This window comes from Gordonia liuliyuniae (assembly GCF_021738805.1).
Lineage (GTDB): Bacteria > Actinomycetota > Actinomycetes > Mycobacteriales > Mycobacteriaceae > Gordonia > Gordonia liuliyuniae.
Genome location: NZ_JAKKOR010000001.1, coordinates 139,371 through 162,147, shown reverse-complemented (window position 1 = coordinate 162,147; position 22,777 = coordinate 139,371). Strand labels below are relative to the sequence as shown.

Sequence of the window (22,777 nt, the reverse complement as noted above, 5' to 3'; positions counted from 1 at the left end):
GCGGCCCGCAGTCCGCCGTCGCCAGACCGAGCACCGCCGCCGAGTCCTCGACCATCGCTGCGACGCGATCGGCCGGATAGTCGGGGTCGATCGGCACATACGCACCGCCGGTCTTGGCGACGGCCCAGATCGCGGTCAACAACAGTGCCGAGCGGCGGATGGCCAGCGCGACGGGCCGTTCGGCTCCGACACCGCGTTCGATGAGCATCCGGGCCAGCCGGCTGGACCGCTCGTCGAGTTCGCGGTAGGTGAGCTCGACGCCGTCCGCGTCGACCACAGCGGAGCGTTCCGGAGCGCGCCGTGCCGCAGCGGTGAACATCTCCGGCAGCAGCACCGGCGGCGTGCCTGCGCCCGCGGTGGCAGGCAGGATGCCCTGGGCCTGCGCGTTCGGCACGTCGACCAACGCGAGATCGTCGAGGGTCAGGTCGTCGATCCCGCTCTCACCGTTCCCGCTCTCACCAATCACCGTGAGAATACGGCCGAGCGTGTCGACGAGGGATCGAGCACGTTCGGCCGGGACCTGGTCAGGCAGGAATTTCAACGTTAACGCGATCGACTGATCGTCGCCCGGGTGCGGTGCGGCCGACAGGGTCAACGGATAGTGCGTCGCATCCGATGCGTCCACGCCCGTCAATTGCAGGGCATCGGACGGCTGGTCGCCGTCCGCGCCCGCCGTCGCGGGGTCGAGCGGATACGACTCGTAGACGAACAGCGTGTCGAACAGCACCGGGTGCCCGGTCGCCTCGCTGATCTCCGCCAACCCGATGTGCTGGTGGCCGAGGACTCTCGTCTTCGCGGCCTGCACCGCGACGGCAGCGTCAGCGACGGACACGCCACCGCCGACGGTGACGGCTGCGGGCAGCGTGTTGATGAACAGCCCAATGGTGGCGTCGGCGCCGTCGACCTCCGCGGGGCGTCCCGCGACCGTCTCGCCGAATACGACGGTCGGCGAGTCGACGAGTCGGGACAGCAGCACCGCCCAGCCGAGTTGGAGCAGCGTGGACGTGGTGACGCCGAGTTCACGCCCGCGGGCGTGAATCCGTGCGCCCACCCCGCCGTCGAGCTCGGTGCGAACCTCGAGGGGTTCGCTATCGACCCGATGCCGATCGCCGCTGCCGACCAAGGTCGGTCCCGCCACGTCGGAGAGGACGTCGCGCCACGCCGCGCTGTCGGCCGCCGAGTCCGTGTCGCCCAGCCACCGCAGAAAACGGTGGTAACCGTCGACCGTTACCTGCGGTGCGGCATCCGCCGGACCGGCGTACGCCGACAGGATCTCCGCGAGGAGGAGCGGACCGGACCAGCCGTCGAGGACCAGGTGGTGGTTGGTGACGATCAAGCTCGACTCACCGTCTGATGCAGCCACCAGCGTGAACCGGATGAGAGGCCCCTCGGCCACGTCGAACGGGTTGCGGCGTTCGGCGGCTGCGACGGCGGCCACGTCGGCAGTCGGCTCCGCGATCTCCAGTCGGACGGTCGAGGCGTCCGGGACCACGGCGACCGGGGTGCCGGACGCGGTGCGTACGAACGTCGACCGCAGCGCGGCGTTGCGGCCGATCACTGTGGTCAGCGCGCGACGCAGACGACCGACGTCGACCTGTCCGCGCAAGCGTAGGACCGCCTGCGTGATGTACACGTCGAGCCCGTCGCCGACGATCTCGGACTGGAAGAACAGTCCGCGCTGCAGTGGCGAGAGCGGCCACAGGGCGGCGTTCGGGTTGCGGTCGACGAGGTCGTCGATCTCCGGTTGGGTCAGGCCCGCACCGGAGACGTCCATCGGGCTGGGCCCGACCTTCCCGCCCAGTTCGTCGACCCGGGCGACGAGACGCGCGAGTTCGCTCTGCCAGGTCTGCGCCAGTAGCGTCGACGTCTCGCGGTCGAGCACCGCGGCCGGGGCCGCGATCGACAGGTCGAGGCGGCGGCCCGTTTCGTCGCCGGTGACGGCGACGTCGACCGACAGTGCGTTCAACGCGGTCATCGCGCCGGACACGGACGCGGGTAGGACGGGACCGGGCACCGGCACGAGCAGGTCGGCGCCGTCGAATGCGGGTTCGACGTCGCCGCTGCGGCCCGCGCCCGCGAAGTTGAAACCGATCTCCGGCAACGGAGCGTCGGCGAGCGGCGAATCCGGACGCAGGTAGCGGCGGGCGCCGAACGACAGGCCGCCGTCGGGATGGCTGGCCCGCGATTCGCGGACGGCCTTGACCGCGTGGACCGGGTCGTCGTCGATGCCGATCGCGATCGGTTCGAGCGCGGTGAACCAGCCGACCGTGCGCGTCAAGTCCGCGCCGGGCGCGACCTGTTCCTGGCGTCCGTGGCCCTCCAGCAGCAGGTTGACGCGGCGTCGCTCATCGTCGCCGAACACCCGCTGCACCGCAGAGGCGAAGGTGGCGACGAGAACGTCGATCGGGGCTCCGCCGAACAGTGCGGGCAGCGTGGTCAATGCCGATTCGGTGAGATCGGCAGGCATCTGCCATCCGGCCGCCTCGACAGTCGCCTGTCGATCACGGACTCGATCGAGCCCGCCGGCGAGCACTCCCCCGGGCAGTCGGACGGACTCGGCGGCGGGAAGGTGCCCGAGCCAGTGCGCGTCGGTGCGGTCCGGATCGGGCGAGTCCCGCTCAGCGAGCTCGGCGAGGACGCCAGCCCAGCGCCGGGCCGATGTTCCTTCGTCGGCCAGTTCCACGTGGGCGCCCACGGTCAGCTGTGCATCAGCCGCGGCGAGGTCGGCGAGGATCGTCTGCCACGACACGATGTCGACCGCGAGGTGGTGGGCGGCGACGACGAGGCGTCCCGCTCCGGAGTCGTCCCGTACGCCGACGGCCGCGAACACGGTTCCGTGGGACGGATCGAGAGCGGCGAGTGCAGTCCGGTGTGCGTCGAGAACGGCGTCATCCCAGTCCCGGACTGAACGGTGCGTGTCGATCGCGACGAACGGCGTCGCCTCCGCCGCCCCCGAGCGGAGGGCGGGCCGACTGTCGACCGTCGAGAGCACCGCGCGGAGCATCGGGTGGACGGCGACGACCGCGTCGACCACTGCGCGGAGGTGATCGAGCTCGACGCGGGAAGGCAGGTTGACGACGACGGCCTGCGAGAAGTCGTCGGCGTCACCGGGATCGACGACGTGGTCGAGCATCCAGCGCACCATGGGCGGCACCGGGAGAATTTCGCCACTGCCGCCGCCGTCGAATTCGGGGAGCGTGAGTGGTGCGGCGTCGACGACGGCGGCGAGGGCACGCACCGTCGGGTTCTCGAAGATGTCCCGCGGGCTCACCGGATGGCCGGCGGCGCGTAACGCCGACGCCAACTGAATCGACGCGATGGAGTCGCCGCCGAGCGCGAAGAACGACTCGGTGACACTGACGCCGGCCCGCCCAAGCACGCCTGCGAACACCTGCGCGATGGACGCCTCGACCTCGTCGGCGGGTGGCACCACGCCATCGCCCTGCGTCTCGGGCGGGGCCGGCAGCGCGTTTCGGTCGAGTTTGCCGAGGACCGTGGTCGGCATTTCGTCGAGTTCGACGATCGCCGACGGCATCATGTAGCCGGGCAGCCGCGCCGCGAGGGCGCCACGGACGTCCGTCTGGTCGACGGCGAGTCCGGGCCGCGCCACGAGATAGCTGATGAGCCGGGTCCGGCCGTCGGCGCCGACCCGGTCGAGCGTCACCGCTTGTGCGACGCCGGGCTGTGCGGCGAGGACCGCGTCGATCTCACCGAGTTCGACGCGCTGACCGTTGATCTTGACTTGGAAGTCGGACCGGCCGACGTATTCGAGGTCGCCGTGCCGGGTGTAACGGACGAGGTCGCCGGTCGCGTACATCCGGGCGCCGGGCGCGGTGAAGTCGCACGCGACGAATCGCGATGCGGTGAGTCCTGCGCGGCGCAGGTAGCCGAGCGCGAGCGCGTCACCGGTCAGATACAGCTCGCCGGTCACTCCGGCGGGGACGGGACGCAGCCGTGGCCCCAACACCATCGCGGTCACGCCGGGGACTGGCAGACCGATGGTGACGGGCCGGTCGGTGGTGACCTCGCCCGCGGTGGCCCACACTGTGGTCTCGGACGGGCCGTACAGGTTGACCATCCGCCTGCCGATCGACCAGCGCGCCGCCAGGTCCGGCGGGCATGCCTCACCCGCGACAGTCACCGTCCGCACGGTCGGCACATCGTCGGGATCGAGGGTGGCGAGGACGGTCGGGGTGATCACGAGGTCGGTCACGGCCCCGCCGTCGACGACCTGCGCCAACTCATGTCCGCCGTACACGTCGGGGGGCGACACCACGAGTTCGGCTCCGCGCGCATAAGCCCAGATCATCTCGAAGAAGGCCGCGTCAAAGCTCGGCGACGCGACGTGCAGAACACGACTGTTGGCGGCGGTGCCCAGCTCCGACGTCTGCGCGGCGACGAGGTTCGCGACGCCTCGGTTCGCGACCGCGACGGCCTTCGGCAGGCCCGTCGACCCGGACGTGTAGATGAGGTACGCGAGGTCGTCGAGCATGGGCTCACGACGTCGTTCCCCGCTCTGCAGCGGCGCGGTCGCGGTGTCGTCGAGCGCACGGCGCATCTCGTCGCCGTCGATGGACAGCCATGCTCCGACGGACAACGACGGCCGGTCGGCTTCGGTGGTCAACCCGATGCGGACGTCCGCATCGGCCAACATGTGCGCGACCCGATCGGTTGCCAGGCGCGGATCCACCGGCACGTACGCGGCGCCGGTCTTGACCACAGCCCACACCGCGAGCACCGAGTCGACGCCTCGACCGATGCCGAGCGCGACGACGTCGCCGGGGCCGACGCCGCGGTCGATCAGCTGTCGTGCGAGCGCATTGCTCAGGGCTTCGAACTCACCGTAAGTCAGGCGCCGGTCGTCACACCGCACCGCGGGTGCGTCGGCGTCGAGTACGCGTCGATCCAGCAGGTCGACGAGGGTCATCGGCTGCGCCGACGCGCCGTCGCCGAGAACCGGTGCGGGGTCGGCGGCGACGGTCAGGTCGATGTCGCCGACCGGCAGGTCCGGGGTGTCGACGAAGGCCTGCAAGATGGCGGTCAGCCGCTCGGCGAACTGGGCGATCGTCGCCTCGTCGAAGAGTGCGACCGCATAGTTGAACAGGCCGGTGACCGTCGTCGAGCCGTCCGCGTCGCGTCGACGCGACCACCCGAGGGACAGGTCGACCTTCGCGGTCGCCACGTCGGAGTCGACCCAGGCGACGTCGATGTCGGCGACGCGGATCGGCTGATCCTGGCCGGTGGACTGGCCAGCGGTGTGATCGGTGGACTGATAGGTCAAGCCGATCTGGAACAGCGGAGACACAGACAGGTCGCGTGCTCCGGCGACCGCGTCGACGAGCTCTTCGAACGGCAGGTCGGTCCGCGAGAGGGCTGCGACGTCGATGTCGCGGATGTCGGCCAGCACGGTTGCGGAGTCGGCGCCGAGATCGACCTCAGTGCGGAGCACCACCGTGTTGACGAACATGCCGATCAGCTCATCGAGTTCGGCCGCTCCTCGTCCGGCGACGGCGGCGCCGACCGCGATGTCGGTCTCGCCGGACAGGCGTGCGGCGAGCACACTCAACGCGGCGTGCACCACCATGAACTCGGTCAGCTGGTGTGCGCGCGCGATGCGGGCGATCCCGGACGCGAGATCGTCGGGGACGGCGAACTCGTAGTCGGCGCCACGCGCGTCGCGGATCGCCGGTCGGGGCCGGTCGGTCGGCAGCGTGAGCGCCTCCGGCGCTCCGGCGAGGCGGTTCCGCCAATAGGCGAGCTGGCTGCCGACCACCGAAAGGGGGTCGTCGACGCTGCCCAGATGACGACGCTGCCACAGCGCGTAGTCGGCGATCTGAACGGTGAGGTCGCCCAGTTCGGGTGCGACGCCGCGGGCGCGGGCCTCGTAGCCGGCGAGCAGCGCAGCGACCAGCGGGCGTAGGGACTCACCGTCGCCCGCGATGTGGTGGATGACGATCGCCAATGTGTACGCGGTCGCGTTCTCGCGGAGCAGGACCGCACGGACCGGCCACCCGCTGGCCACGTCGAAACCGTCGGTGACCGCGCTGCGGAGCACCCCGGGATCGCTGGTCGTCGTCCAGTCGAGCCGTGATCGGACGTCGGCGGCGTCGGCGATCACCTGGTGCGGGACACCGTCGGGATCCGCCGGGAAGACAGTACGCAACACCTCGTGGCGGACGACGACGTCGGCGACCGCTGCGGCGACGGCCTCGGCGTCGACCGGCCCGGACAGCGACAGAACGATCGGCACGTTGTACGCGCTCGCCGAGGTGTCGAACTGGTTGATGAACCACATCCGCTGCTGGGCGAACGACAGCGGGAGCCGGTCCGGCCGCGGCGTGACGGCGCGGATCGGCGGGACGACGGCCGCCGCATCCGACGAGCGCGCGTGCGCCACGAGTTCGCGGACGGTCGGCGACTCGAACAGGTCGCGGACCGCTATGTCGACGCCGAGTGCGTCGCCGACTCGCGCCGCGACCCGCGCCGCGCTCAGCGAGTTGCCGCCGACGTCGAAGAACGACGCGGTCGCCGACACGCGGTCGACTCCCAGCACGTTCGCGACGATGCCGGCGACGATACGTTCGGTGTCATCGGCGGGCGCGACGTATTCGTCGGCTTCGAACTGCGGTTCGGGCAGGGCTCGACGGTCGATCTTGCCCGCGGCGTTCAACGGCAGCTCGTCGAGGAGCATCCACCCGCCGGGCCGCATGAACGTCGGCAACGTGTCGACTGCGTGCTGTTTGAGCGTGGCCAGGTCGAGCGCGGCGCCCGACACGTACGCGACGAGTTGCTGACCGGCGGGCGTGTCGACGACCGCGGCCGCGACGTTCGCGACACCGGGGTGGCGGGCGAGGACTCCCTCGACCTCGCCCAGTTCGATGCGCTGGCCACGCAGCTTCACCTGGAAGTCGGCTCGTCCGATGTACTCGAGTTCGCCGAGACGGTTCCACCGCGCCAGGTCGCCGGTCCGATACATGCGCATGCCGGACTCGATGAACGGATCGGCGACAAATCGGTCGACCGTCAGTCCTGGCCGGGCCTCGTAGCCGCGAGCCACCCGCACGCCGCCGTGATACAACTCACCGACCACGCCCACGGGCACGGGTTTCAGGCGTTCGTCGAGAACGTACGAGGAAGTGTCGGCGACGGGCGCCCCTAGCGGGATCGTCCCTTCCGCGCCGACCACGCGATGTACCACCGAGTAGATCGTGGTTTCGGTCGGCCCATACAGGTTGAACAGCCAGACGTGCGGCAGTCGTTCGTGGACGGCGGCGGCCAGCCCTGGCGACAGTGCTTCGCCGCCGACGCCGAGCGCACGGAGCGCGTCCAGTCCGGCCAGCTCCTCGTCGGTCGCGAGATCAAGCATGGCGGCCAGCAACGACGGAACCAAGACCACGGAGGTGACGCGTTCGCGGCGGATCACCTCAAGCATGTAGCGCGGGTCGCGTTCCCCGTCCGGACGGAGCATCACCGAACGACCACCGTCCGCGACGGGCCGGAGGAAATCGATGACTGACGGGTCGAACGTGATCGCCAACGCGAACAGGACCGAGTCCTCCGGCCCGAAGCCGAACCGCCGGAAGTCGTCGTCGACCATGGTCCGCAGCGCTCCGTGCGAGACGGTGACGCCCTTCGGCAGGCCCGTCGACCCGGAGGTGAAGACCGTGTACACCGATGTCTCGGGACGGATCGGTCCGAGTCGTTCGGCTTGCCTCAACGGCTCGACGCCGGTCGGCGGCAACGGACGGTCGGCGTCGAGCCTGATCAGGTGCAGCGCCGCGAACTCGACGTCCGACAAGATGGGCAGATCCGTCGGCTGGTCGGTGAGGACGACGACGGCGCCCGACGTCCGCAGCAGGTACGCGATGCGTTCGGACGGAGCCTGCGGATCGATCGGCACGTAGCGCCCGCCCGCGTCGAGGACCGCGTGGAAGGCGATCGCCAACTCGATCGAGCGCGGCATGCACACGGCCACCGCGACTTCGGGCCCCACACCCGCGGCGATGAGGTCGCGCGCCGCGAGGGTCACTCGCTCATGCAGTTCTCGGTAGCTCAGGGTGCGGTCGCCGAGGGTGAGTGCGGGTGCGTCCGGGGTGCGTGCCGAATGGTCGGTGAGCATCTCGGACACGATGGCGTCCTCGTCGACGCCGGCCAGAGCAGCGCGTGCGCTGTCGGTCCCCGCCAGCGCGGCCAGTCGGCCGCGCTCGGTCTCGAGCAGCAGGTCGGCGTCGCCGACAGCGGCTGCCGGGCTACCGGTCAACTCGTCGAGGACCCGCACGAATCGGGCGACGATCCGGGCCACGGTCGACGGGTCGAACAGGTCACTCGCGTAGATGATCGACGCTTCCCACGCCTGGTCGGGGGCGGGTGCCACGGCGAACGTCAGATCGACCTTCGCCGGGATGCGGTCCGGTTCGACAGCGTCGACACGGAGGCCTGCGATGTCGGCGACCGGGCTGTCCGCGGCGGCGAGTGCCCCGCCCGCCAGCTCGATCATCGAGGCTCGTTCGAAGGTCAGGGCGATCTGCGACAGCGGCGCGAAAGCCTCCGAGCGTACCGGGTCGACCCGATCGACGACCACTTCGAACGGCACGTCGGCGTGGGCGAACGCCTCCAGGTCGATCTCCCGGATTCGGCCGACGAGAGCCGCGAACGACTCGGTCGAATCGACCCGGCTGCGGAGCACGAGGGTGTTGACGAACATGCCGACGAGATCGTCGAGCGACTGCTGTCCGCGGCCTGCGACGGGGGTCGACACGGTGACATCGCCTTCGCCTGACGCGCGTGCGATCAGGACTGCGAGGGCTGCCTGCACGACCATGAACTCGGTGGCTCCGGCGGCCGCGGCGAGAGCAGTAACCTGGGCGGCGACCGACGCGGGGATCTCGAATCGGTGGGCGGCACCACGCTGGGAGGCGACGGCGGGCCGCGGTCGGTCGGTCGGCAGATCCACGACGTCTGGGGCGCCTGCCAGACGTTCCTGCCAGTAGGCCAATTGACGCCCGATCTCCGACTCCGGGTCGTCGACGGTGCCGAGTTCGCGGTGCTGCCACAGCGCGTAGTCGGCGAACTGCAGGTCGAGTTCGGGCACTGTCCACGCCTCGCTCGCACGGCGTGCGGTGTACGCGGAGACGAGGTCCGTGACGAACGGCCTCATCGATTCACCGTCGAATGCGATGTGGTGCAGCACCACCAGCAGTACGTGGTGGTCGGGGCCGCTCGCGAGGAGGCGTGCACGCACCGGCCAGTCGACGGTGACGTCGAAGCCTGTGGTCGCGGCGGCGGTGAGCGCGTCCGGATCGGACACGGTCGCCCAGTCGAGGGTCGAGGAGACCTCGGCCGCGTCGCCGACCTCTTGGTAGGGCACGCCGTCACGGTGTGGGAAGCACGTGCGCAGTACCTCGTGTCGTGTGACGACGTCGATGAGCGCTCCGTGCAGCGCGTCGACGTCCAACTCGCCGCGCAAACGCAGCGTGAGGGGCACGTTGTAGGCCGGCGACTGCGCGTCGTAGCGGTTGATGAACCACATACGCTGCTGCGCGAACGACAGCGGGACGTCGGCGGGACGGACCGCGTCCGCGACGATCGGCGCCGCCCCGCGTGCGGTGGCCGCCATCGCGCGTGCAGCGAGCGCCCGCACCGTTGGGGCCTCGAATACGTCGCGGACCGTCACGGTGGTGTCGAGCGCCGCACCGACCCTCGCGGCGAGGCGTGTCGCCGACAACGAATCGCCGCCGACCTCGAAGAAGCTGTCGGTGGCTCCGACCCGGTCGATGTCCAGGAGGTCGGCGAAGATGTCCGCGACCCGGGTCTCGACGTCGTCGGCGGGCGCCACGTAGTCCTCGGAGGCGTCGATGGCGATCTCGGGCAGCGCCGCGCGGTCTAGTTTGCCGACCGGAGTCAGCGGCATCTCGTCGAGAATCATGACGCCCGCGGGCACCATGTAACCCGGCAGGTGGTCGGCTAGGTGTTCGCGCAGTCGCGCAGGCGTCGCCGACGCACCATCGGTGAGCACGACGTACGCGTGCAGGCGTGTCACCTGGGCGCCTTCGGTCACCGCAGTCACCGCGGCCATCCGAACCTCCGGATGTCCGTCGAGCACGTGCTCGATGTCGCCGAGTTCGAGTCGCTGGCCGCGGAGTTTCACCTGGAAGTCACTGCGCCCCATGTGTTCGAGGACCAGGTGTCCCTTATCGTCCCCGGCGATCCACCGCACGAGGTCGCCGGTGCGGTACATGCGGGCGCCGGGCACACCGAACGGGCAGGCGACGAACGTGCCTGCGGTCTGGCCCGCGCGGTGCCGGTAACCGCGCGCGAGCGACGGGCCGAGGATGTACAGTTCGCCGACGGCCCCGACCGGGACGCCGGACAGCGTGTTGTCGAGGACGACCATGCCGGTGCCGGGGAGCGGGCCGCCGATGTCCATCGGGGCGTCGAGGGTCTTCGCAGAGCTCGCTGAAACCACCATGGTGGTCTCGCTGGGCCCGTACACGTTGTGGAACCGTGCGTGGGGAGCCCACCGGTTCCGTAGTTCGCTCGGCACGTTCTCGCCGCCGGTGCACACCATCTGCAGCGGGGTCCGCTCGGGCCGGAGAGTCTCGGTCACACGGGTGGTCAGGAACGCGTGTCTGATGTCGCGGCTGGTCAGGAATTCTTCGAGTTCGACGCCGCCGACGGCCGACGGCGGCCGGATGTGGAGGGTGCCGCCGACGGCGAGAGCCAGAAGCAGCTCGAGGACGGACGCGTCGAAGCTCGGCGACGCGAACGACAGCACGGTGCCGCCGTCGGCGACGTCGAGCGCCGCCGCGTGTGCAGCCGCATAGGGCGCGATCCCTCGGCCGGTGACTTCGACGCCCTTCGGGACGCCGGTCGAACCGGACGTGTAGATGACGTATGCGACGGCGTCGAGGAAGCGGCGACCGGCGGTCTCGCCCTCGGTCAACGCGTCGGTGCAGTACCCGTCGAGGCCGTTGCACGACAGGTCGTCGATGTCCGTCCAGGTGAAGTCGGCGCCGGCCGGCGGCTGCGCCCCACCCGCGGACAGTCCCAGGTTCGCGCCGGAGTCGGCGAGCATGAACGCGATGCGGTCCGCCGGGTACTCGGTGTCGACCGGCAGGAAGCCTGCACCGGCCTTGGCGACCGCCCACATGCAGACGTGCAGATCGAGCGAACGGCCGATCGCGAGCGCGACGATGTCGTCGGCCCCGACGCCGCGGTCGATGAGCCAGCGGGCGAGAGCGTTCGATGCGCGGTCGAGTTCGGCGTAGGTCAGCGACTCGCCGGTGTCGTCGACGACCGCGGTCCGCTCGGGCCAGCGCGCGGCGGCGGCCGTCACGAGTTCTGCCAGTGTCGCCTGCGGTACGAGCGGCGGCAAGTCGACGGCGAGCAGCCGGTCGCGGTCGGTGTCGCTGAGGATCCTCACGGCACCCAACGGCATCCGGGGGTCGGTGGAGAACTGGTGCAGGACGGTGCGGAGTCCGTCGGCGACCGCTTCCGCCAGCCCCGGCGGCACCAGGTCGGGACGGTGCTTGATGGTCAACGACAGGTCATTGCCGTGGCTGGCCGCGGCCACGCTGACCGGGTAGTGCGTCGCGTCGGACGTCTGGACCGACGCGACGGACAGGCCCGCGAGGTCACCCGCGGCCGCGAGCGAGGCCGCATCCACCGGATACGACTCGTACACGACGAGCGAGTCGAACAGGACGGGCTCACCGAGCGCCGCCGAGATCTCCGGCAGACCGATGTACTGGTAGTCGAGGGTGGCCAGCTTCGCGTCAGCGAGTCTGGTCAACGCGTCGGCCACCGACTCCGCATCGTCGAGTTCCACCTGGACGGGCAGCGTGTTGATGAACAGACCGACCATGCGCTCGATACCGTCGACCTCCGGGGGACGACCGGACACGGTCTCGCCGAAGACGACCGTGTGCTGCCCTGTGTAGCGGCCGAGGACGACGGCCCACGCCAATTGCAGGATCGTGGACACGGTGCTGCCGCTGGTCCGCGCCAACGATTCCAGGGCGCCGAACTCAGCTGGGCCCAGCATGGCGCGGTGGTCGACGGACACACGCTGCCCCTCCGGGCGGACGCCGGTGGAGATCAGGGATGCGCCGTGGAATCCGGTGAGGGCCCGCGTCCACGCGGCGATCCCCTTCTCCCGGTCCTGGCGGGCCAGCCACCGCAGGTAGGTGTCGAAGTCGGCGCCGCCCAACTGGTCGGTGTCCACGCCCGCGTAGGCGCCGAACAGTTCGGCGAGCAGGATCGGTCCGGACCAGCCGTCGAGAACGATGTGATGGTTCGTGACGATCAGCGTCGCGGTGTCCTCGAACCGGACCAGGGCGAAGCGGATCGCGCCCGGACTGCTCAGATCGAAGTGATCGGCAGCGGCGCGTGCCGCGATCTCGTCTACCGCGACGGCGCGCTCCGCGGGGTCGGCGAGTCCGCTCATGTCGAACTCGTCCCACTCCGGGGTGGCGTCAGGCGAGATCACTGCGACCGCGGTGCCGTCGGGCGTCCGTACGAACGCGGCACGCAGTATCGCTCGCTGCGCCAGGACGGTGGAGGCTGCGGCCTGCAGTCGGGACGCATCCACCGGCCCGTCCAAGTCGATGCGCACCTGCGAGGCGTAGAAGTCAACGGGGTCTGGGCCCTCGGTCGCCGAGGCACCGGCCTGCGCGATGTCGGATTCGAACAGCAGTCCGGCCTGCAGCGGGGTCAGTCGCCACACATCCCACCCGGCGAACTGCTCGTCCAGAATGTCCACTTCGTCTTGCGACAGCTCGACTCCGGGAATGTCCGACGGCGTTCGACCGATCGGCCGATCGGAGGCGAGCACGTCGGCGACGCCACGCAACTCCTCCATCCACAACCGGCAGATGTCGTCGACGTCGGCGGCGTCGACGATCGTGGGCAGGTGGCTGAGGTCCGCGTCGACGAGGTAACCGGTCTCCTGGTCACGGACGGACACGTTGACTGCGAGGCCTGCGACGGGAACGAGCCCGCCCGCCATCGATCCGGGAAGCCGGTGCGTCTCGGGCGCAGGCGCGAACGGCGGCAGGGACGCCGGATCTGAGACTGTGAGATCGCTGTCGGCGGTCCGCGTCACGCCCAGGTAGTTGAAGGCTATCTCGGGCAGTGCGGCGGTCCGCAGCACGCGAAGGTCGGATGTGACGGCGCCGTTGGGGATCTCGCCCCACCGCAGCGCGCCGAACCCGACGCCGTTGTCCGCGGCAGTCGCCAATTCTTCCTTGACGGTCTTGACCGCGGCGATGCGTGACGTCGTTCCCGTGGGCACGCGGACCGCCGACACCGCGGTGAACCAGCCGACTGTCCGACCCAGGTCGGCGCCCGGCGCGATCTGTTCGGCCCGGCCGTGGCCTTCGATGAGGATCGGCACGCCGTCGACGTCCCCGCTCATCGGATCGGCCCACTGTGCGAGTGCGCGACCGAGGGTCGCGATCAGCACGTCCTGCGCGGTGCCGCCGAACGCGGCCGGGGCGTCCTCGACGATCGTCTGCGCCAGATCTGCGTCGATCTGCAACAGATGCGATGTCAGGTCGCGCTCACGGTCGACGTTCGGGTCGACCAGACGGCGCAGGATCGGGCGCCGCGTGACTGCCTCGACGCCGCCGAGACGGTCGGCCCACAGCGCGGCCTCGTCGAGTCGCGCGACGGGCTGTTCGGCGATGGCGGTGTTCCAGCGGCGGACCGATGTGGCCTCCCCCGCCACCTCGATCGGTGTGCCCGTGCTCGCCTGCGCCCACGCGGTGGCGAGGTCGCCGATGATGATCGACCACGACACGGTGTCGACGGCGAGATGGTGCGCGGCGACGACGATGCGTCCGGCCGACGGCACGGTGACCGCGGAGAACATCCGCCCGGCCGCGGGATCGAGTAGAGACACCGCGTGCCGGTGTGCGCCGTCGACATCGGCGGCTCCGACGACCACCTGCTGGTCGGCGTCGAACTCGGCGTCGCCCGCCCGCACGATGTCCGTGTCCTGCTCACGGTGCAGGCGCGCGGTCAGCATCGGGTGTGCGCCCGCGACGGCCGCGAACGTCGCCCGGACCTGCTCCGGGTCGGCGTCCGAAGCGAGGACGAGGACGGCCGCCTGCGAATAGTCGGCGAGGTCGGCGACCGCGGGTGCACGGTCGAGGAGCCACCGCATGACCGGCGTCAACGGAGTGTCTCCGACACCACCGCCGGGAAGTTCGCGTAGGACGTCCGAGGATGCCTCGCGTGCCGCGAGGGCCAGAGCTCGCGCGGTGCGGTGCTCGAAAATATCACGAGGCCGAAGGTCGAAACCGTTGGCGCGCAATGCGGCCGACAACGAGATCGAGACGATGGAGTCGCCGCCGAGCTCGAAGAACGAGTCGGTGGCCGACACCTCGTCGATGCCGAGCAGCGACGCGATGATCTCGGCGATGCGGGTCTCGCGTTCACCGACCGGCGCGACGAATGCGGTGTGTCCGGTGAGGACGGGCGCGGGCAGCGCGTCCCGGTCGAGTTTGCCCATCGCGGTGCGGGGAAGCTCGTCGAGGACCATGATCGCCGACGGAACCATGTAGTCGGCGAGGTGCTCGCGCAGGTTGCGTTCAACCGCCTCCACATCGATACCGCTGCCGTCGACACCCACCACGTAGGACGCGAGGACGGTGCGGCCCGCCGGGCCGGGCGCCCCGACGGTCACCGCCTGCGCGATGGCGGGTAGCGAGCGGAGCGCCGCGTCGATCTCGGCGAGCTCGACGCGCTGGCCGCGCACCTTGACCTGGAAGTCAGTGCGTCCGGCGAACTCGAGGTCAGCGTCCGCCGTCCAGCGGACGAGGTCACCGGTCCGGTACATGCGTGCCCCCGGCCGTCCGTACGGGTCGGCGACGAAACGGTCTGCGGTGAGGTCGGGACGGTGTAGGTAGCCGCGTGCCAGGCCGGGCGACGCGATGTACATCTCGCCGACGACTCCGATCGGCACAGGCTGCAGTCGGGCGTCGAGGACGAGGATCTCCACGTCGTTGATCGGACGGCCGATGGTGACCGGGCGTCCGGTCTGCAGCGGAGCCGACGTCGCCCAGATCGTCGTCTCGGTCGGGCCGTACAGGTTGATCATGGTGCGCCCGGGCGCCCATCGGTCCACCAGTTCGGGCGGACATGCCTCGCCTGCGGTCGTCAGGCGACGCAGGTGGGTGGCGCGCCCCTCGGGGACGGTTGCGAGGGCGGTCGGGGTGATGACCACGTCGGTGACGCGGTGGCGCTCGATCAAATCGGCGAGGTCGGCACCGCCGTACACGTCGGCGGGCGAGACGACGAGGGGGACGCTCGCGGCGTGCGCCCAGAACATCTCGAAGAACGCGGCGTCGAAGCTCGGCGACGCGACGTGCAGGACACGCGCGTCCGGGTCGTCGCCGGTCACCGCCCGCTGGGCCGCGGCCAGCGCGGCGAGGCCACGGTGCGGTACGGCGACCGCTTTGGGACGTCCGGTGGATCCGGACGTGTAGATGACGTAGACGAGGTCGTCGAGTCGCGGTGCGCGGCGCAGCTCGGTGGTGTCGACCGGGTCGACGGACAACTCGGCGAGTTGGGCGGTCACCGTCGGGTCGTCGAGTGCGATCCACTCGCACGAGGCGGCGGCGGGGCCGAGGTCATCGACGGTCAGGCCGAGGCGGACATCGGAGTCCGCGAGCATGTAGTCGATGCGGTCGGCGGGCAGACGCGGGTCGATCGGCAGATACGCCGCGCCCGTCGCGAGGACCGCCCACACTGCGAGGACGGACTCCCGCGACCGCGGGATGCATACGGCGACTACGTCGCCGGGCCCGATGCCTGCGGCGAGCAGCCATCGCGCCAACCGGTTCGTCACGGCGGCTGCTGCGGCGTTGTCGAGTTCGCCTGCCTCGTCGATGATCGCCGGAGCGTACGGCGACACGCTCCTTTGAGCGAGCAGGTCGACCAACGTCTCCGGTCCGGGCGCTCTCGACCCGGTCGCGGGGACCAGGTCGCCGCGCTGTGCCGGGCTGAGGAGACCGATGTCGCCGACCGGTGTGCTGCCGACGGTCGCGACGGCGGTCAACACCTGGAGCCAGGTGTCGGCGAAACGCTGCGCTGTCGACCGGTCGAACAATGCCGTCGCGAAGCTCATCTCGCCGGCGAGCACGACGCCGCCGTCGGTATTCCGACTCTCGATCACACCGAACTCGAGGTCGAACCGCGACATCGGGACCGCCAAGTCCTCGCCACGCACCCGCAGGCCCGCGACCGTCTGTTCCGCGTCGAATGCGGCGTCGCGCCGCTGATAGGTCATACCGACCTGGAACAGCGGGGCGTACGCGGTGGAGCGTTCGGGGGCGAGGACGTCCACCAACTGCTCGAACGGTAGGTCGGCGTGCGCGAACGCGTCGAGGTCCGCCCGTCGGAGTTCGTCGAGGAGTTCGGCCGCCGTAGCCTCGGGGCGGACCCGGGTGCGAAGCACCAAGGTGTTGACGAACATGCCGACCAGATCGTCGATCTCGGGACGGCCACGGCCGGCGATCGCGACACCGATCGAGACGTCGTCGGTCGACGCCAGACGTGCCATCGCGACCGCGACGGCCAGGTGCACCACCATGAACGGGGTCGCTCCCCGACGTGCTGCGAAGTCGACGACCGCGTCGGCCACCGACTGTGGGACGGTCAACGCAACCCGGTCGCCGGACTGGTCGACGACCGCGGGACGGCGGCGGTCGGCGGGCAGCGCGAGTGTCTCCGGCGCACCCGCGAGCTGCTCACGCCAATACGAGGCCTGCTGGGCCGCCAACGAGTCGGCGGTGTCCAGGTCGCCGAGGCGCTCGCGGTGCCAGTGCGCGAAGTCCGCGTACTGGATCTGTAGGGGATCGAGACCGAACGGCTGCCCGGTGACCCGTGCCGCGTACGCGGCCATCAGGTCGCGGGCCAGCAGGGGCACCGACTGTCCGTCGAATGCGATGTGGTGGACGACCATCAGCAACGTGTGGCGTTCGGGTTGCTCGACGATCCCCACACGCACCGGTAAGTCGGCTGTGACGTCGAAGCCGACCAGCGCGGCGGCCTGCGCGTCGGCGAGTTGATCATGTCGCACCCACGTCACGCGCGCCGACGCGTCCGCGACATCGAGCACCCGCTGATACGGCTCGGACGATCCCGAACGCGTCGGGAAGAGCGTGCGCAGCACCTCGTGCCGTTCGAGGACGTCGGACACCGCGGCGCGCAGCGCACCGTGATCGAGCGGACCGTCCAGATGCAGCACCATGGGGATGTTGTACGCGGCTGACGAGGTGTCGAACTGGTTGATGAACCACAGCCGTTGCTGAGCGGGCGACAACGGCGGGAAAGCGCCCCGCTCCGACGGCGCAGCGATGACCGCCTGCGCCGACCCGTCGACACGCTCGGCGAGGTCGCGCGGTGACGGGGCGTCGAACAGGTCACGGATCGACGGCCCCGAACCAAGAGCGTCGTCGATCCGCGCGACGACTCGGGTCGCCGACAGCGAGTCGCCGCCGATGTCGAAGAACGACGCGGTCGCCGAGACTTCCGGCACGTCGAGGACGTCGGCGAAGATCGCCGCGATCGTCTTCTCGACGACGCCAGTCGGGGCGACGAACTCCTGCGCGACGAACTCCGGTGCGGGCAACGCCCGGCGGTCGAGTTTTCCGGCCGTGTTCAGCGGGATCGACTCGAGCACGGTCCACACGGTCGGCACCATGTACTCCGGGAGGGCACCCTCCGCGAATCGCCGCACCTCGTCGACGACCACCTCGTGGCCGGGCGCCGCCGCCAGATATCCGGCGAGCTGCTGTCCGCCGCCGGGTGCGACGGCGACGACGACCGCGGCGTGCGTGACGTCCGGCGCACCGGAGAGCACCGATTCGATCTCGCCGAGCTCGATCCGTTGCCCGTGCAACTTGACCTGGAAGTCGGCACGCCCGATGTAGTCGAGTTCGCCTCTCTGGTTCGCACGAACGAGGTCGCCGGTGCGGTACAGCCGCTCTCCGGGCGCGCCGAACGGGTCGGCGACGAATCGTTCCGCTGTCAGGTCGGGTCGGTCGGCGTACCCGCGCGCGAGTTGCACGCCACCCAGATAGAGCTCGCCGACGACGTCGGGCCCGACGGGGTGGAGCCGGTCGTCGAGCACGTATGCGGTCGAGTTCCACATTGGACGGCCGATGGGAACCGAGACGGGGAGCTCGACGGCTGGATTGAACGTCACCTCATGGTAGGTGATCTCGACCGCGGCCTCAGTCGGCCCGTAGAGGTTGTACAGGCGGGTGTCGGGCAGCGCCGCGCGCACCTGGCCGGCGACGGTGGCGGGCAGGGCCTCGCCGGTCGTCGAGATGATTCGGAGACTGTCGAGCGCAGTGAGCCGGTCGTCGCCGAGCACGTCGACGAAGACGGACAGGACTGACGGCACGAAGTGCACCATCGTCGCGCCGGTCTCGGTGATCAGCCTCGCCATGTACACCGGTTCCAGGTGTCCGCCCGGGCGGGCGATGACGACGCGCGCGCCCGCCATCAGCGGCGCGAACAGTTCCGGGACCGAGCAGTCGAACGTGAACGGCGTCTTGAGCACCACGCGGTCGGCCGGCAGCACGTCGAGCCCCCACCGCAGCCGATTCATCACGGCTTCGTGGCTCAGCGTCACGCCCTTGGGCCTGCCCGTCGAGCCGGACGTGAACAGGGTGTACAACGCCGAGTCCGGCGTGATCGTGCCCCGCCGTTCGGCAGCGGCGACCGGAGCCACCGGGTCGGCAGGCAGTTCCGTGGAAGAGTCCACCGCGATCGTTGTCACGCCGTCGACGTCGTCAAGCACGATCGACGATCCACCCGCCGTCGCGGCGGGCACGAGCGCGACCGTCACACCTGCGGTGTCCACCATGTACTGGACGCGCTCGGCCGGTGTGTCCGCGTCGACCGGAACGTACTGGCCACCCGCGGTGATGATCGCGTGGATCGCGACGACGAGGTCGATCGACCGTGGGATCGCGACCGCGACCGCTGTCTCCGCGCGAACTCCTGCGGCGATCAGCTCGCGTGCCAGCAGTGCCACCCGGGCGCCGAGTTCGCGGTAGTCGACGTGCCTGCCCTCGAACACGAGCGCCACCGCGTCCGGGGTGCGCTCCGCCTGTCGGGCGAGCGCGTCGCCGACGAGTTCGGGCTGCAGGCCGATGGCATCACCAGCCGCGAGGGCGACGACAGCTGCGCGGTCGTCTTCATCGAGGACCTCGACGTCGCCAACGGTCAGTGCGGGCTCGGTCAACAGCCCGTGCGCCACTCGCATGAACACGTCGATGAAGCCGCGGATCCGCTCCGCGTCGAACAGGTCGGTCGCGTACTCGATGACGCCGGACAGCGCACCGTGCCGGTCCGACGTCCCGTCCTGCAGGAAGGTGATCGCGAGGTCGTATTCGGTGAGGTCCCGATACTGTTCCATCCGTTCGACGCCGACACCCGGCAGCGACAGTTCGGCTCCGCGGGTGTCCTGCAGGACGAGGAGCACCTGGAACAGCGGGGCGTGCGCAGTGCTCCGGACCGGATCGAGGTCGTCGACGACCAGGTCGAACGGGATGTCCGCGTTGGCGAACGCGGCGAGGTCGTCGGTGCGGACCTGAGAGAGGAGTGCCGCCAGGTCGGCGGCCGGATCGATCTCCGTCCGCAGCACCAGCGTGTTGACGAACATGCCGATCAGATCGTCGAGCGCTGCGTCGGTCCGCCCGCCGAACGGCGTGCCGATCGTCAGATCGCGGGCCCCGGCCAGACGGGACAGCGCCACCGCCCACAGCGCGTGCACCACCATGAAGACGGACGCGTTGTGCTCGTGTGCGGCCTCGTCGATCTGCCGGGCGAGGTCGGCGTCGACGTCGAAGGTGACCGATCCCGCCGACTTCCCGAGAACGTGTGGGCGCGGACGGTCGCTGGGCAGCGCGAGGACCTCGTCGACGCCGGCGAGCCGGCCGCGCCAGAACTGCAGCTGCTGGGCCGCGATCGAGCTCGGGTCGGACGGGTCGCCGACGACCGCGGTCTGCCAGGTCGAATAGTCGGCGTACTGGACGGGCAGCTCCGACCACGACGGCGGATGCCCTTCGGCGCGAGCCGCGTACGCGGTCATGAGGTCTCGCGCCAAAGGCGTCAGCGATGCGCCGTCGACGATGATGTGGTGTGCGACGAGGACAAAGACGTGGTCGCGCAGACCGACGCCACTGTCCTGGAGACTGTCACCGTCTTGGATCCGGAACAGTCGTGCGCGCAACGGCGGCGCCGATCGCAGATCGAAGCCCGTGCCGAACAGTTCGGCAAGCGTGTGGTCGAGACCTGGTTCGGCGACCGCCGCGGGCACCGCGATCTGCACATCGGGCCGGTGACCGTCGTCGATGCCGCATACGACCTGCTCAGGCACGCCGTCGACGGCTGGGAACCGGGTCCGTAAGGACTCGTGGCGGCCGATCAGATCGTGCACCGCGGCGTCGAGGGCGACCGGGTCGAGGTCGCCGCGAAGTCGGAGCACGAGCGGAACGTTGTACGCCGAACTGCCCGGATCGAACTCGGCGAGGAACCACATGCGTCGCTGTTCCAGTGCCAGCGGGATCGGCCCACCAACGTCCGCGCGGCGCCGCAGCTGCGGCCGATCGCCGCGGGTTCGTCTGTTCAGGAGTACGCACAGCCCACGGACCGACGGCGCATCGAACACGTCGCGCACGCCGACGTGCACATCGAGTGCGCGCCCGACCCGTGCCGCGATCTGCGTCGCCGCCAACGAGTTGCCGCCGAGGTCGAACATCGACTCGGTGACGCTCGGATCGTCGATGCCGAGGACCTCGGCGAAGATCTCGGCGACGGCGGTCTCCTCGGCGCCTTCCGGCGCCGCGTACTCGTCGACCGATCCGGCCAGGACCGGTTCGGGCAACGCTCGACGGTCCAACTTTCCGTTCACCGTCAACGGCAGCCTGTCGAGGATCACGACTACGTCCGGCACCATGTACGACGGCACGTGGAGCGATGCGGTGTGCCGAACCGCAGCCGGGTCCGCCGCCGGTCCGTCAGCGGCCTCGACCACGTATCCGACGAGCAGTTCCATGCCCGGACCGTCGGCGTCACCTGCAGTTCTCGTCTTGACCGCCGCGGCGGCCGCCGACACACCGTCCGCGGCGAGGAGCGCAGCCTCGACCTCGCCGAGTTCGATACGGAATCCGCGCAGCTTGACCTGGGCGTCTCCGCGTCCCAGATACTCGAGATTGCCTGCGTTCCAGACCCCGAGGTCGCCACTGCGGTACATGCGGGTGCCGCCGTCGCCTGCGAACGGATCGGCGACGAAGCGTCCCGCGCTCAAACCGGGTCTGCCGAGGTAGCCGCGGGTCACCTGTGTGCCGCTCACATAGATCTCGCCGGGCACACCGTCCGGGACGGGCCGTAGGCGCGCATCCAACAGGTGGATCGTCAGATCGGGCAGACCGACGCCGACGTCCGACGCCGCGGTCGCTTCGACGAGGTCGCGGTCGAGGGCCCGAAACGTCGAGTGGACTGTCGTCTCGGTGATGCCGTACATGTTGACCAGGATCGGACCGCCGCCCTCGCCCGCCTCACTGCGGTCGGCGTACCACCGACGTACCTGGTGGAAGTCGAGGGCTTCGCCCGCGAAGATCATGTATCGGACCGACGGCGACAACCGTCCGACGTTCGGCCGCACCGATGCCGACAACTGGTAGTACGCCGACGGCGTCTGCGAGACGACGGTCACCTGTTCTTTCGAGAGGAGTACGGCGAACTCGTCCGGGCTGCGGGTCGTGACGTAATCAACGACCACCAGGCGACCGCCGAACAGCAGTGCGCCCCACATCTCGAACACCGACACGTCGAACGCATACGAGTGGAACATCGTCCACACGTCGGTCTCGTCGACGTCGTACTCCTGTGCCGCGGCGGCCATCAGTGCCACGGCGTTCCGATGCTCGACGACGACGCCCTTGGGTCGGCCGGTGGAACCCGAGGTGTAGATCATGTACGCGGCGGAAGCAGGGTCGATCACGTTCGGCAGGTGGTGGGCGATCCCGTCGAATCCGGCGGCCGAGAGTTCGCCTATGCTCGCGCGGTCGGCTCCAAGGAAGCTCAATCGGTCGAGATCGGTGGGCTCTGCGATTACGAGAGCAGGATCGGCGTCTTCGACGACGAACGTCAGCCGGTCCTCTGGGTGAGCGGTGTCGAGCGGCAGGTACGCCGCGCCTACTTTGAGGACCCCCAAGACGGCGACGAGGACGTCGACTGTCCGATCCAGCGCCAGACCGACGACGTCTCCCGCGCTCACTCCTCGCGCAGCGAGCCCCGCCGCCAACTCGTCGGATCGACGGTCCAGCTCTTGATACGAGAGGACGCGCCCCGCAGTGTCGCACACCGCGACGCGATCCGCGTGCAAGTGGGCCGCCGAACGGAACAGGCCGGCCAGCGATGCCCAGTCGACGGTGCCGGCCAACGCGCACGCACGCTCACGGATCTCCTCGACGACCCGGCCGACAGCGTTCGCGACCTCAGCGGGCGAACCGGCGGCACCGAGTGTCCCCGCGACGGCTGCGCTTACCGCAGCCTCCGGGTCGAGTCCCTGAGCTGCGAATATCTGCGCGGTCGTGGCGACCTGAGCATCAAGCGCGGCGAACGACACGGGCCCGGCGGCCCCGGTGAACGCCTCGGCCTGCGGCGCGATCGCCGAACCGACTCCTACCAGCTGAGGTGTCGACGGCCGGTCCCCCCACATCCGTTGGAGGGTCGCTGCCACCGCGTCACCCGACAC

The 22,777-nt window shown here is 70.0% G+C and carries 1 protein-coding gene (running past one end of the window); it reads right to left on the bottom strand.

What is annotated here, in order from left to right; translation table 11 throughout:
* Positions 1–22,762, bottom strand: the 5' portion of a protein-coding gene (locus L5G33_RS00640) for a non-ribosomal peptide synthase/polyketide synthase (protein ID WP_236996209.1). The gene continues 2,921 nt to the left of window position 1, outside the view; only the first 22,762 of its 25,683 coding nucleotides appear in the window; its start codon is at positions 22,760–22,762; the stop codon falls past the left edge of the window.
* Positions 22,763–22,777: the final 15 nt, after the last annotated feature.